13 protein-coding genes and 1 pseudogene are annotated in these 13038 nt (G+C 67.5%); 3 read left to right on the top strand and 11 right to left on the bottom strand.

Features of this window, described 5'->3' with window-relative positions; translation table 11 throughout:
* Nucleotides 1–35: 35 nt before the first annotated feature.
* A pseudogene (locus tag D0C15_RS09395) lies at nt 36–519 on the top strand (NAD(P)H-dependent flavin oxidoreductase); the annotation flags it as partial.
* A gap of 34 nt (nt 520–553) precedes the next feature.
* Here D0C15_RS09395 and D0C15_RS34020 read toward each other — a convergent pair.
* The 10 genes from D0C15_RS34020 to D0C15_RS09350 all read right to left on the bottom strand — a co-directional run bounded on the left by D0C15_RS34020 (nt 554) and on the right by D0C15_RS09350 (nt 11131).
* Nucleotides 554–727: a hypothetical protein gene (locus tag D0C15_RS34020; RefSeq protein ID WP_162829974.1), complete on the bottom strand. Its 174-nt coding sequence runs from the start codon at nt 725–727 to the stop codon at nt 554–556.
* Nucleotides 728–740: 13 nt separating this feature from the next.
* The gene (locus D0C15_RS09390) at nt 741–2387 is read right to left on the bottom strand and encodes a recombinase family protein (RefSeq protein ID WP_116042975.1); all 1647 of its coding nucleotides are present in this window, start codon (nt 2385–2387) and stop codon (nt 741–743) included.
* Nucleotides 2388–2584: 197 nt separating this feature from the next.
* A complete protein-coding gene (locus D0C15_RS09385) occupies nt 2585–2839 on the bottom strand; it encodes a hypothetical protein (protein WP_116042972.1) in 255 nt (84 codons plus the stop codon).
* 600 nt (nt 2840–3439) lie between these two features.
* Nucleotides 3440–4306 carry a replication-relaxation family protein gene (locus D0C15_RS09380; protein ID WP_162829973.1) on the bottom strand — a complete coding sequence of 289 codons (867 nt, stop codon included), beginning with the start codon at nt 4304–4306 and terminating at the stop codon, nt 3440–3442.
* A gap of 79 nt (nt 4307–4385) precedes the next feature.
* Nucleotides 4386–5897, bottom strand: a complete 1512-nt coding sequence (locus D0C15_RS09375; protein ID WP_162829972.1) for a type IV secretory system conjugative DNA transfer family protein — start codon at nt 5895–5897, stop codon at nt 4386–4388.
* On the bottom strand, nt 5887–7143 hold the full coding sequence (locus D0C15_RS09370; protein ID WP_211323134.1) for a hypothetical protein: 1257 nt from the start codon (nt 7141–7143) through the stop codon (nt 5887–5889). The genes D0C15_RS09375 and D0C15_RS09370 overlap by 11 nt, the downstream gene beginning before the upstream one ends.
* A gap of 938 nt (nt 7144–8081) precedes the next feature.
* Nucleotides 8082–9608 (bottom strand): methionine--tRNA ligase, encoded by a 1527-nt coding sequence (gene metG, locus D0C15_RS09365; RefSeq protein ID WP_116042961.1) that lies wholly within the window; start codon nt 9606–9608, stop codon nt 8082–8084.
* A 115-nt stretch (nt 9609–9723) separates the two neighbouring features.
* Nucleotides 9724–10443 (bottom strand): hypothetical protein, encoded by a 720-nt coding sequence (locus D0C15_RS09360; RefSeq protein ID WP_116042958.1) that lies wholly within the window; start codon nt 10441–10443, stop codon nt 9724–9726.
* Nucleotides 10444–10553: 110 nt separating this feature from the next.
* Nucleotides 10554–10766 (bottom strand): hypothetical protein, encoded by a 213-nt coding sequence (locus D0C15_RS09355; protein ID WP_116042956.1) that lies wholly within the window; start codon nt 10764–10766, stop codon nt 10554–10556.
* Nucleotides 10763–11131 (bottom strand): hypothetical protein, encoded by a 369-nt coding sequence (locus D0C15_RS09350; RefSeq protein WP_116042953.1) that lies wholly within the window; start codon nt 11129–11131, stop codon nt 10763–10765. Before D0C15_RS09350 ends, D0C15_RS09355 begins: the two co-directional genes overlap by 4 nt.
* A gap of 289 nt (nt 11132–11420) precedes the next feature.
* On the opposite strand from D0C15_RS09350, the gene D0C15_RS34015 reads away from it, so the two are divergent.
* Nucleotides 11421–11576 (top strand): hypothetical protein, encoded by a 156-nt coding sequence (locus tag D0C15_RS34015; protein ID WP_162829970.1) that lies wholly within the window; start codon nt 11421–11423, stop codon nt 11574–11576.
* Between the two features lie 121 nt (nt 11577–11697).
* Here D0C15_RS34015 and D0C15_RS09345 read toward each other — a convergent pair whose 3' ends face one another.
* Nucleotides 11698–11943 (bottom strand): hypothetical protein, encoded by a 246-nt coding sequence (locus D0C15_RS09345; RefSeq protein WP_116042951.1) that lies wholly within the window; start codon nt 11941–11943, stop codon nt 11698–11700.
* Nucleotides 11944–12149: 206 nt separating this feature from the next.
* Here D0C15_RS09345 and D0C15_RS09340 point away from each other — a divergent pair, with 206 nt between their 5' ends.
* Nucleotides 12150–13025 (top strand): Scr1 family TA system antitoxin-like transcriptional regulator, encoded by an 876-nt coding sequence (locus D0C15_RS09340; protein ID WP_116042949.1) that lies wholly within the window; start codon nt 12150–12152, stop codon nt 13023–13025.
* Nucleotides 13026–13038 lie beyond the last annotated feature (13 nt).

Here is a 13038-nt window from a genome sequence, read left to right as displayed (position 1 = left end):
CGTAAACCGTGGCCTCTAACAACTCCACCCCGAAGCCGGCTGCGGCAGACGTACTATCCGTGCCGATCCTGGCTTCCGGTGGTTTCGCCGACGCCCGCGGCCTGGTGGCGGCACCGGGGCAAGCTCAGACGGCATCAGCATGGGAACCCGGTTTCTGTGCACGGCCGAGTCGCCGGTGCATCAGCGGGTCAAGGAACAGATCGTGGCTAACAGCGAACGGGACACCGAACTGATCTTCCGGCCGCTGCGGAACACCGCGTGAGTGGCAAGCAACACGGTCAGCCGTCGTGTGGTGGACATCCTCGATAACGGCGGGGAGTTCCCTGACGTTCGCGAACTCGTCGCCGGGGCACGTGGGCGCATTGTGTTCGACGACGGGGAGCTGGAGGGCGGCATCTGGAGCGCGGGCCTGGTACAGGCATCATCCGGGACATCCCTACGGTCGCCGAACTCGTTGACAGAATCGTGACTGAGACGAGCACAGTCATACGGCAACGCCTAACGGCGCTGATCGTCTGAAGTCGCTGCGTAACCAACCAGCCGCTGCCGTCCCTCAACGCTGAGCAGACTGAGGGGGACTCTTCCAGGAACGGTGCTCACCTGGCGAGAGCACGCCGGGCGAGATCAAGAACACGAACGCGTTGCACGAGTTGGTCACCGTCGACCATCGTTTGGTGTGGCTGTGGCGGTAGTCGGCGAACATCGCCGGCACCGGCTCGTCGAGCACGGGCAACTCGTACTCAGCCAGGTCGATGATGTCTGGGTGTCAGGGGTTCGATTCCCCTCAGCTCCACCGATGTAGTCATTGTGCGAACCACTCCTTTCGGGGCCGTTTCTGCTGGTACAGCGGTTGCGGCCTCGTTTGTTTTGCGGGGTTGGGGGATGCGGAACACGGGCTTGAGCGTGTTCGGCCCGGTGATGGTGACTTTGGCGACCAGAGCTTCAATCAGGGCTTTGGTCTGGTTGTGGCTGCCCTCGGTGATCACGTCGCCGATGTGGTCGGCGACCTCGGCGAGCGCGGCGGCGTCGGGTGCGGCGGGGCCGTCGTCAAGGTCGGCGGTGAGGTCGTTGCGGCGGGCGCGGAGTTCCTTGAGCCGCGCCCGTAGACCGGTGAGGCGGTCGGCGACGAGTTCTTCATCCATCGTGCCGTTCTCGAACGCGGTCAGGTAGCGGTCGATGGCCTGATCGGTGTTGGTGATCTGTGTGAGGATGGTGGCGAGTTCGGCGCGGCGGTCGGCGTGCGCGGCCCGGTGCTGGGCTTGCTCGGCGGTGATCGCGTCGGTGATGAGGTCGTGTCGGGTGCGGTAGAAGTCGGTCAGCGCGTCGAGGATGGCGGCGTCTACGGCGTCGGCGTTGAGCCGTTTCGCGTCACACTTGGTGGCGTCGTAGCGAGCGAGGTTCCAGCACGTGTAGTAGCGGTAGGTCTTGTTCCGCCCGGTCGCCCGTGTCCCGATCATGGCCTTATCACACTTGGGGCAGCGCAGACGCCCGGTCAGCACGTAGTCGGAGCCGGAGGCGGCGCGGTGGGCGTGGGACTCGCCGCGCGCGTCGAGGATGGTTTGTGCCTTCTCCCATGTTGCGGCGGTGATGAGTGCGGGGTGGGTGTCGGTCTTGGTGGCTTCCCGGAACGACAGTTCCCCGAGATACACGCGGTTGTTCAGGGCGCGGAGTACTTGGTGTCCGGACCAGCGCCCGCCGGTGGTGGTGCGGTGGCCCCGGTCGTTGAGCACCTTCGCGATCGAGCGGGTGCCGAGCCGGTCGCGGGTGTAGAGGTCGAAGATCAACCGGACGATGACGGCTTCGGACTCGTCGGGAACGAGGGTGTCGGTGGTCTTGTCCACCTGGTAGCCGAACGGGCGTTTCCCGCCCTTCCACTTGCCGTTGGCGTGCTTGCGCTCCATCCCGTTGATGACCCGGTCGATGATGGTGTCGCGCTCGAACTGGGCGAACATGCCGAGCATCTGCACCAGCATCCGCCCCATCGGCGTCGCGGTGTCGAACGGCTCGGTAGCCGACCGGAACACCACCCCGGCGTGGTCGAGTTCGTCTAGCAGGGTCACCATGTGGGACAGGTTCCGGGAGAACCGGTCAACCCGGTAGACCAGCAGCACGTCAATCAGTCCGGCACGCGCGGCGGCGAGTGCGCGTTGCAGTCCCGGACGGTCGGTGGTCGCGCCGGAGGCGTCATCGTGAAACCGCTTGGTGAGTCGCCACTCAGGTTGTGAGTCCACGTAGGACTCCAGGCGGTTGTCTTGGGCTTCGATGGAGTAGGGCTGGTGTTCGTCGTCGGTGGAACGCCTGACGTAGATCCCGACCCGTACCGTGTCGAGGTCATCGAGGGTGCGGGTGGTCTTGAGACCGCGCCGTTTCGTCGCCGATCGCGTCATGGTTACCGGGCTCCCTGTGTGGTGCGGGCGTGCCGGGGACTTGCCGGTGAAACCAGGTGGTGCAAGGTTTCTGCAAGCCCCCGGCACGCTACTAAAATTCACTGAAAACCGCTGGTAGCGGCCGTGATCCCCATTGCTTCCATTGTCCCAAATCCGGGCGGGAAAGTGAAGCGGAACAATGGGTTTCCTCGGCCTCTTTAGGCGGCTTTTTCGTTGTTACCGTTGGTATCGTGGCGGGTTTTCCATTGGCCGATGAGCGCGGCCAGCGCGGTCACCGCGTCGTCGTACTGCTGGGCGGTCAGGGGTTCGGTATCGATGCTCTCGACCGTCCATGTGTGGTCTCGTGTGGACGGTCGGCGGAACGGTAGCACCACGCCGCCGGGGTCGTTGTCGGCTTCGGCGTGTGCTTGGGCGTTGGTGTTGCGGGGTGGGCGCGGCGTGGAGGCGGGCATTGCGGGTGTCTCCTTGGCGGCGTCGGCGGGCAGGGTGTGCGTGTGGTGGGTTGGTCACCTCCGAATCAGTGGGCGAGACAGGTTGCGGGACCGGTTCCGAGACCGGCGAGACTGGCCGAGACGCGAAGTCTCGTTCCGGTGCGACGCGCGAGACCGCTTTTCCCGCCCCGTCTCGCGCGTTCGCGCGTGCCGGGATGGGGATGGACTGTGCGGCGGCGAGGTCGAACACGGCGCGCTGCCCGGCACGGCGGCCGAGGTCGAGCGCGGCGGTCAGCGTGGGCGCGACGGCGGACACGTCGAAGGTAGATGCGGCCGGTGTCGGGGTCGCGCCAGCCGCGAACACCCGCCCCGGCAACGCCAGTGTGAGCGCGGTCCGGGTGTGGGTGAGGTAGTCGGTGAGGTCATCGGCGGTGACGCGACGGCGGTAGAGGCGTTCGCACTCCGGGTGGACGGAGACGGCGTAGCCGGTGCGGGTGTCGGTGCCGGTGATGGGGTCGACGGTGAAACCGCCGTCCGGTACCGACAGGGCGGCGGCCATCGCCGCCAGCCGCGCCGCCGACAACCGGCACCCGTGCGGATCGGTGGCGTGTTGGGTGTTGTTCATGCTGCTCCCCGTCGCGGCACTCGGTGTGCGGGTGCGCCGAGCGGTGCCGGGAGCTGGGTGAGTGCGCGGCGTCGGGTCTGTCCGACAGGTAGCCATACCGCGTCCGTCGCGGGCTCGTTCGGTGCCGGGTGATCGGCGGCGAAGGTGGCGACCGGGACGGGGAGCCTGCCGGGCCATCGGCGCGTGATGGCCTCGTGCAAGTGCCGTTCGCGCGCGACGCTGGGTAGCCGGAACAGGACGGGTTTGCCGATTCCTGCTTGGGCGAGTTCGGCGTATTTGGTGATCTTGTCGGTGAGGGTGTGGAGGGTTTCGGTGCCGGTGTCGTGTTCGTAGAAGAACCCGAGGGTGCCGTTCGGGTCGGTGTATTCGCCGTAGCCGTCTGGGCGGACGATGCCGCCGCAGGCGTCGGCGGTGATGGTCTCGGGCCACCACTGCCCCAGCGCGCACCCCTCATGGAGACGGGCGTGTCCGGCGAGGTGGGTGAAGAACTCGTTGACGCCGAGTAGGTGTTCGGTGTGCGGCGAGTGCGCCAGCCGCAACACCTTTTCCGTGACCGCCGAGGGTTTCGGTAGCGGGGTGTCGGTGGCGGCGGCGTGCACGGTCGCGCCGACGTGGCCGAGGGTGTAGCGCCACGGTTGGGAGCCTGGCCAGACCTCGCGCCGGAACCGCGCCAGCACCCCACGCTGATAGAGCGCGGTGAGCCGGTGGCGGGCGTGGTGCGCCGAGCCGAACAGCAGCCGCGTGACCTGTAAGGCGGTGAGTACGCGGTGCCGGTCCAGGTAGGACAGCAGCGACATGTCCCGCTCGGTCAGGCCGCGTGAGCGGGCCAGTGCTTCGCCGTTGCTGGCGGGTTGTAGTTGCACCCTTGGGGGTTGGGGGTAGGTATTCCTAGGATGTTGGGGCACGGACATGAGTCCTCCACAGTGGTCCTACGCAGGGGTTTTAGGCGGCCTCGGGCGGCAACTCGGTAGGCAGCTCATAAGCTGCCCACGAGTTGCCTACCGAGTTGTCCACCGAATTGCTGTCACCGAAACCGTTGCTGGGGTTGGTGTTCCAGTGCTGCCGTAACGCTTGCGCGGCCGTGCTGGCGGCGGGTGTGGTGTCGAGCTTGCGCGCCGACTCACGCTCACCGCGCGCCTGTCGTGACAGCCCGGTCCGTGCGCGCGCTGCTTTCCGCAGCGCCGCGCCACGGCCACGCGGCGCGGGCGGCAACGGCAGGGTGTCCAGCGTGCACGCCGGGGTGTCCCGTCCATGCGCGACGGCGCGGGCGACGACCTGAAACGCCGGGCGGCGGCGTAGCCCGTGTTCGTCGATGTCCGGGGCGACGTGCCGCACCAGGCGGCGCGCGTCGTCCGGCGACACCGTGAAGTACACCTTAGTGCGGGCGTTCGCGTCGATCCCCTCCCGCACATCCGGCGGCAACTGCGCCTGATGCTGATGCGCCAGCACAAGCGAGACCCGGTAACCGCGGGCTTCGGCTAGCGCGTCTTCGACGCCGATGGGCAGGTGCAGGAAGTTGTGGCACTCGTCCATGACGATCGTCGCGTCCGGCCGCCGCGCGGGCGGCCGGGTCGCGCGGCGGGTGATCTCCTGCCACAACCCGGCAATCAGCAAGGACCCCACCAACCGCGAGCAGTCTTCCCCGATGCCGCCCTTCGGCAAGCGGGCGATGAGAATGCCGCCGTCGAGCACATCGGCGAGAGTGAAACTCGACCGGGGCGCACCGAGCAGCGTCCGCGCGAACGGGCGCGTCAGCACCGACCGCAGACGGGACGTGACCGGCGCGCACAACTGCCCGCGCTGGGCGGGTGTGGCCTCATCGAACGCCGTCCAGAACCCTTCCAGCCCCTCCGGTTCGCCGACCTCGGCCAGCACCTCACGGCGAAACGCCGCGTGTTGCAGCAGCGGCACGATATCGGCCAGCGTCGAACCCTCCCGGCGAATCAGGGTCAGGCAGGCCGCGCGCATGAGGTCGTCCATACGCGGCCCCCACGACGCCGCATACAGGCGGCGGAACACCGACACCACCCCATCGGCCACCAACGCCCGTAGCCCCGGATCGGCCGCGTGCAAGACGTTGAACGCCGCCGGGGCCTTCTGCTCGTCGGGGTCGAGGATCACCAACCGATCCCCGCACCCGGCGGGCAACCGGTCGAGGACGTTGGTGGCGAGGTCGCCTTGCGGATCGAGCAGCACCACGCCGCGCCCGGCGTCGGCCTCGCCGATCACGTGATGGGCCAGCCACGTGGACTTGCCCACCCCGGTCACCCCTTGCACGTGAAGGTGGTGCCGCGCGTCGGGCACGGCCAGCCCGACCAGTTCCGCGAGACCGGTCGTGGTCGCGCCCAGCAGCTTCGGCGCTTGCCGGGCAGGGTCGGTGAACGGCGACACCGCCAGCCCGCTACGGGCGTGGTCGGCATCGTGTGCGCCGTGGTGGTCGGTGTCAGGCCGCATCGCGCTCACCCCCGAACCCCTCACGGCGACCGCGCCGCGAACCAAGCCGGTCCTGTGCCTGGTTTCCTCGGCGGTGGCGGTAGTCATCCAAGCGGGGAAGGGCGCGGTCGGCCTTGCGTTGCGGCACCTCCGGATGGGACAGCCCGTGGCTACCGGGCTCGTGCGGCAGATGCCACAGTGCCGCGAGTTCGCGGGTGCTGGCGATGAACCCGCGTCCGTGCTCGTAGCGATCGACCTTCCCGACCGCGCGGCGCACCCGCAGCCGGGCGGTGACGTGTTCGTCGGTCGCCAACGCGGCCAGCACCCCCGCGAGGTCGTGACTACCCCGCCGCGCCGGACCCGCTTTGCGAGTTCCGGCGACCACCAGCCGCACGGTGGCCCGCAGATGCGGCCCCGCCTTCTGCTTGGCCTCCCGCGCCCGCCGCCGCGCCACCACCAGCGGATCAGCCTCGGCCGTGCGCGACGGCGACGACGAACCCCGCGACGACGAAGACGACGACGAGAGGAACAGGTCCACGATCGAGAGCAGGCAACGCACCAGACCGCGCGCCACCAGGCCGAGCAACCCGGCCAGACCGCGCCGGCCGACTGCGCCCCGGCCGCGCCGGCCGGTGCCGCGTGCCGGGGACACCACCACCTGCACCGACGCGAACAAACCCCCAGTCGCGATGTTGTTCAGCGAGTCCAGCACCGCGCGCAACGGTTCGTCCTCCACCGCCACCGGGCCGCGATCGGGTCGGTGCTGGTGATCGACCAGCGGTGCCCACGGCCCCTCACCCGGCACCAGCTCCGTCGCCCCCACCGCGCCCCGAGGCAACTGGGGCGGGGTGGTTTCGACCAGGCCGCAGCCGGGCCAGGCTTGCCCCACCGCGTCCGCCAGCTCCTCGGCCGCGACACCGCCGGGAACCCACAGCCCGGCGCGGATACGGCCATCGGCATTGTCGGCCCACAGCTCCAACGCGACCCGTGTCCGTGACCGCCGTTCGGCGAGTTTCGCCGCGAGCAGCCGCCACAACGGCACCGCCCCCTCAGAGGGCAACCGGTGCGGCGGGGTGATCTCGAAAAACCGCGCCCCCGCGATCTCCCGCGCCCGCCGCAACCGCACCACCCGCGCCAGCACCGCGCCCGCCACCAACGCGCACACGGCCGCGACGACCAGCAGCGGCCACCAGACTTGAATCAGCGACCACAGCGTGTACGACACCCACGACATGAACCCGTTGAACGTCTGCCACGGATCACACATCAACCCCGCCACCGGCGACCCGGTGCACGACGACGAACCCTTTACGGCCGGGACTGCACTTGCTATCCCTGGCGTGTTAAAGTTGTTGTGTAGCAACGGAAAAACCTCCCACGAAGACATGCGTCGATAACACGGGCGGGTAGCACGAACCCGTCCGCCGTATAGGCGAGACCACAGACATCTCCTGTTCAGTTGTTCTCAGCACTCGCGATGCTCACGCCTCCCGGTCAGGCCAGCGGCATCCCTCCCTTCACTGTTCTAAAGCGCGGTTACCCGCCGGTTTTTGCAGACCGGCCTCACCCCAAGAAGCCGGAAACAACGCCGTTTTTCGACACCAAGCACGCCATCTTCACCCGGACAGCGCCCCAACAGCCCGCCGCGTGAGGCAAGAGACCGTTGAGCCCGTTTGGAGACACGGCACCGCCATGGATGCGCAGCACAGGGAATAGGGGGCTTGCCGGGCGCGGCGTACGACGATCAGGCGCGCACCCAGCGGGTGCGTACACGAGGGATTGTCAGAACGCCGGACGGCGAGAAAATCAGCAGCGCGGAAGCCTTCGGTCTCGGGCACTGTCGCGGATGCTCAAGGGGTCCGGCTCTAGATAGCCGGTACATGAACCCTCATTACCATCAAGACACCCCATCAGGGGTGCCGCGTGCGCTGGACACGGCCGGGACGCTGCGCGCCACCGGGACCTCAACTCCAAACGCCCCCATCCGAGGAGGGTCGTCCGGCCGGTCAACCAGGGTGACGCCCACGCTGCGACACCACCGCCACCCGCGCTACTCTCCTTCCGGTCAGCTGGCGGGCAACTCGACGTCACAACCCAGGACTATCCAGAATGCCTGCGTTTATTCCCGATATCAATACACCAATCGGGTGAATCTCGGTGTCGCCGTTAAGAGTCCCCGGCGTGGAAGGTGTGGGGCATGCGAGGTCATGCCGTTGCGGTGTTTGTCTGGACCTCGATCCGGGGGAACAGCGGTTGCGGCTTGTCGAGCTGATCGGTCCCGGAGCCAAGCTGGGCGGCCACCCGGCGGGCGGCTTCCGGGAGGAATGGGGGCAGTTCCTCGGCGACTGCGCGGCAGGCGTGCACGAGCAGCGCCAACACGTCGCTGAGTCGTTGGCCCGCGTCGGCGTCGCCCTTCTTCTCGGCCTTCGCCAGGTTCCAGGGCTCGACTTCCACGACGTAGCGGTTGGCCTCCTCCACGATCTGCCATACCGCAGCCGTGGCCGCCCGGAAGTCGAAGCGGTCCATCGCGGCGTCCACCGCCGCCGGGGCCGCGTCGATGAGCTTGGTCAGCGGCAGCTCGGGCAGCGGGTCCGCTAGCGCCGGGACGGTGCCGCCCCGGTACTTGTGGACCATGCTGACTGCCCGGTTGACCAGGTTGCCCAGCCCGTTGGCGAGGTCTTCGTGGTAGCGGCCGATGAGTCGCTCAGTGGTGTAGTTGGCGTCGCCGACGCGCGGCACCTCGCGGACCAGCCACCAGCGCAGAGCGTCGGCCCCGTAGTCGTTGACGATGGCCACGGGATCGATCGCGTTGCCGAGGCTCTTGCCGAGTTTCTTGCCCTCGACCGTCAGATAGTCGTGCACGAAGATCGTCGTCGGGAGCGGCTGCCCGGCCGAGAGCAGCATGGCGGGCCAGTAGACCGCGTGGAAGCGGACGATGCCCTTCCCGATCACGTGCGTGCGCTCGTCGGAGTTGATCCACCAGTGGCGGTAGTTCTCGCCGTCGGTGCCGTAATCCAGGGCGGTGATGTAGTTACCCAGCGCGTCCCACCAGACGTAGATCACCTGGGACGGGTCGCCGGGGACTTCAATACCCCAGCCGCGCGCCCGCTCGGTCGAGCGCGAGATCGAGAAATCCTGGAGGCCGGTCTTGATGAAGCCGAGGACTTCGTTGCGGCGGCTCTCCGGTTCGATGCGCAGCTCGCCGGATTCGATCAGCTCCCGCAGCCGGTCCTCGTACTTGGAGAGCTTGAAGAACCAGTTCTCCTCGCTGACCAGTTCGGGCGCGGTCAGGTGCTCGGGGCAGAGCCCGTCCACCAGTTCGCTTTCGTTGTAGAACTGCTCGCAACCGACGCAGTACAGGCCCTCAAAGTCCTTGCGGTACAGATCGGCGGAGGCGTCGGTGGCCTTCCAGAGCCGATCGACGCCGACCTTGTGGCGCGGGTCGGCGCTGGTCCGGATGAAGTCATCGAAGCTGATCTGGAGCGGGTCGCGCAGCCCGTAGAACGCGGCGGCGTTGCGGTCCACCAACTCACTGGTCGGCACACCCTCGGCCTCGGCCGCGATGGCGTTCTTCAGCGAGTTGTCGTCGGTGCCGGACAGGAAGCGAACTTCGTGTCCACGGTGCCGCCAGTGACGGGCCATGACGTCCGTCTGCACCATTTCCATCGCGAAGCCGAGGTGCGGCTTGGAGTTCACGTACGGAATGGCGGTCGTGATGTAACGACGGGACATCGGGCCTCTCCAGTTACGGGGCGTTGGTCGTGATAGTGGTGAGGCCAAGGCTAACGGTTAAACGACGTGGAGCGGCGGCTACCCGTGGTGAGGTAGCCGCCGCTCCGTGTCGAGGTCAGGCCAGCGTCGTCAGGCGCTCGACCGTCGCGCTCACCGTGTCGTCGCCGGGCGGCGTCAGCGGCAGCACTCGCGTGGTGACCTTGGAGTACAGGTGGTTGCCGTCCAACTCCTGCTCCACCGACTCCACCCGCAGGAGCTGGTAGTACGGGATCTCGACCGCCTGCTCTGGCAGGTAGTGCGGGTAGTTGGTCGAGCCGTAGATGGTGCTGCCGTCCTCCAGTTCAGCACTGAATCGGGTCGTGACGACCACGAGGTTCGGTCCGGCCTGCATCATCACGCCGTCGAACGCCGGGATGTGCTTGATCCCGTTGATCCCGCGCTGCAGGTGGGAGAACCCGCCCTCGATGCGCGAGTGGTCGAACGCCTCCTCTGCGCGGAAGTCGGTCATCGAGGTGGCCTGCACGTGCGCCATCAGCTCACCGTCGGCGGTGCGCATCACGCTGTCGCGCGAGTTGCCCGGCAGATGTCCGCCGATCGACAGCACCCCGCCGGAGGCCCGGTACATGCCGACCGTTCCCATCGTCTCCTGAGCAGCCATGATCAGCGCACGGTCGCAACACATCAGCACGATCGTGCGCGGGTCCCACCCGTCGGCCATCCGCTCGAAGCGCACGTCCATCTCGCTGACGCCGGTCGATGGGTCGATCTCTCCCGAGCCGCGCCCGAGCACGTGCCGCCCGTTCACGTGACCCTCGATCCGGTAGTCGTGCTTCATCGGCTTCACTCCTCCTGATCTGCGATTTTCCCTGACCAATCGAACGTATCGGCGATGGATCACGGCGTCACTGGACTAGCCGAGTGGTCCTGCGGGGCCGATCTGCCTACTCAGCGTTGGGGGAAACATTTCGGGCAGGGTGAGCACCACGAGTAGTCGCCGCCCTTGCGCGGGCGGATGCAGACGGCACCGCAGTCAGCGATGCCGAGAACGGGCGACAGTCGTTCGGAGTTGTTGGCCTCCACGTGGTGCAGCAGCGTCCGCGTGAAGTAGCCGGGCCACTCGGAGCCGGGCCATTCGGTCGACGGCCACTGCGGCGTCACGAGTCGCCAGGTAGCCATAGGGAGCTGGACGCCCGACGGGCGAGGGTCGGCGCACCGGGGGAATCGTGCGCAGGTAGGGCGAGCAGTTCGGCGATGACCTCGGCAACCGTGCCCGCGAGCTGCCAGATCGGATCGCCGTGCGGGTAGTCCTCGACGCGGATGCGCGCGGCGATGGCCTCCGTCATCCCCTGCATGGTGATGGTCTCGACCACCCCGTCACGCGACCAGCGTTCGGCGTAGAGCGCCGCCGGTACTCCACCGTCCTCGGGCTTGAACGCGAGCGGCTTGAACTGGAACCCGAGTTCAACCGCCCGACGCAGGGCGGCGATGTGCGGGGCTTCTTCGCTGGTGGGCGGCGTGACCATGATCATTCCTTGGGGGGTGGTGCACGGCGGCCCCGTCGGAGGTCGGGGTCTCAACGGGGCCGCCGTGGTCTGGCCCTGGCCGATCCGCTCGGGGGATTGCCTCGGCGGCAACGGATCGGACAGGGGGCTTTGCGAACAGCCGCCGTAGGAAGGACGGCTTGCGGCTACGGCGGGGTGAGCTGTCCATCCACAGATCGAAGTCGCGCAGCGTCTCGCGAGCGCGGACGAACCGCACGCACGCGGGACAGCGCGGTCCAGGAGGGAAGGTCAGCGACACCGGGGTCACGACGTGCCCGCAGACGGCCTCGGCGTCCTCGCAGCGCTCGTGCGCCAGCGCGTTCGCCTCATCGGTGATGGCGTGGTCCTGGCCGTCGGTTCCGCTGCGGAACCACGTGACGAACAGGCGCTCGGCCTCGATGGTCATCGTTCACCTCGTCCTGATTGAGGGGCGGCGAGCGGCGCGCGGAGTCTGGTATTTGCGGGAACCGTCAGACTCGACGTCGCGCCGCCCGCCACATGGGCCCGGCTCGCCCCGCCTGGGGATCCGCAGGTCGGCCGGGCTGGTCTCATCGGCGTGCGAAGGGCACGACCCGCCGCCGGGTCTCGACGTCGTCGGCGTGCTCGTTCAGGTGGTCGGCAAGCTCTCGCGCGGCCTCGGGAGTCATCAGCGCCGCCTCAGCCGGGGGCGCAAGGAGGACAACGCGGTCGCCGCCGAGGTAGGTGGTGACCTTCTTCGGCCGCTTAAAGCCGTCGGTACAACCGACATCTCTCCTGGTCGGGGGCGTATTCGTGATGGCGGGGGGTGTCTGCATAGGTGCCTCTCTTATAAGCTACTGTCTCCACATCCTGAACCGGGCCATTTTCGCCTGGTAGATATGCAGTCTGATACAGCTCGGCTCTATTATCAAGCCTTGAGCACCTGTCCAATCGAGTGGCGCTAGGCGATACCCTCTGTGATGGAAGGAGGAATCGCCCTGCTCGGAATGCCGCTCATCAAGCCCACGAGAGAGGCGCATTAATGGCACCAACTGTTCGCACGGCGAAGAAGCTGCTGCTCGGGCGCGAGATCGCGCACATGATCGAGAGTGCAGGAGTCTCGCAGGCCGAGGCCGCGAAGCTCATCGAGACCAGTCAACCTCGGATCGCCAGTCTGATCAGCGGCGGTAGCAGCATCTCGCCCGGCGACCTTGTACTCCTCGCGCAAGGGCTCGGCTTCAAAGACGAGGGCTATCTGGAGTCGCTGCGAGATCTCCGGCGCGACAACCACAAGCGCGGGTTCTGGTCCACGGGCCACAACAGGGTCTACGCAGAAGACCTGCGGTTGCTGGTCGACCTGGAGAAGCACGTAGACCAGATGCGCTCGACTGAGGTCGAGGTCGTGCCCGGCCTGTTGCAGACCGAGGCATACGCCCGAGCCATGCATGCCGACCGCCCAACGGCCGATGGCGTGACCATCGAGGACTTGGTGCAGGCTCGGCTCTCGCGGCAGGACATCCTCGACAGGACCGAGCCACCCAGCGTCCTGTTCGTCTTGAGCGAATCGTGCCTGCGACGCCTGTGGGCTCCGAAGGATGTGATGCGCGAGCAGATCGAGCATCTGGTCGCGCTCTCGAACCGCCCCAACGTGATGATCCAGGTGATGCCGTACGACGTGCCACCTGGCCGCCGCTCGGCGATCGGCAACCGGTTCACCTTGCTTCGCGTCCCGTCGCCCGGCGCGGCCGGGCCACTCGAACTCGCGTACACCGAGGGCGAAGGCGAGATTCGTTACCTGGACGACAAGAAGGCGTTATCCGCCTACGAGTCAGCCTGGGCGCGTCTCACCAACGCCGCACTTCGCTTCGATGAGAGCCGCACGTTCATGAAGAAGGTCGTGCGCGAGTTCACCGAATGAAACACCCCAACCC

The sequence above is a fragment of the Amycolatopsis palatopharyngis genome (assembly GCF_003385185.1).
In the GTDB taxonomy this organism is placed as follows: Bacteria; Actinomycetota; Actinomycetes; order Mycobacteriales; family Pseudonocardiaceae; genus Amycolatopsis; species Amycolatopsis palatopharyngis.
The sequence above is the reverse complement of the archived record's forward strand: the minus strand, read 5'-3'. Positions and strand labels throughout refer to the sequence as shown.

Coding starts and splice junctions, on each gene's coding strand:
- metG (WP_116042961.1), bottom strand. CDS start 9,608: ATGTCCCGTCGTTACATCACGACCGCCATTCCGTACGTGAACTCCAAG.
- D0C15_RS09390 (WP_116042975.1), bottom strand. CDS start 2,387: ATGACGCGATCGGCGACGAAACGGCGCGGTCTCAAGACCACCCGCACC.
- D0C15_RS09360 (WP_116042958.1), bottom strand. CDS start 10,443: ATGAAGCACGACTACCGGATCGAGGGTCACGTGAACGGGCGGCACGTG.
- D0C15_RS09350 (WP_116042953.1), bottom strand. CDS start 11,131: ATGGTCACGCCGCCCACCAGCGAAGAAGCCCCGCACATCGCCGCCCTG.
- D0C15_RS09340 (WP_116042949.1), top strand. CDS start 12,150: ATGGCACCAACTGTTCGCACGGCGAAGAAGCTGCTGCTCGGGCGCGAG.
- D0C15_RS09385 (WP_116042972.1), bottom strand. CDS start 2,839: ATGCCCGCCTCCACGCCGCGCCCACCCCGCAACACCAACGCCCAAGCA.
- D0C15_RS09370 (WP_211323134.1), bottom strand. CDS start 7,143: ATGTGTGATCCGTGGCAGACGTTCAACGGGTTCATGTCGTGGGTGTCG.
- D0C15_RS09375 (WP_162829972.1), bottom strand. CDS start 5,897: ATGCGGCCTGACACCGACCACCACGGCGCACACGATGCCGACCACGCC.
- D0C15_RS09345 (WP_116042951.1), bottom strand. CDS start 11,943: ATGCAGACACCCCCCGCCATCACGAATACGCCCCCGACCAGGAGAGAT.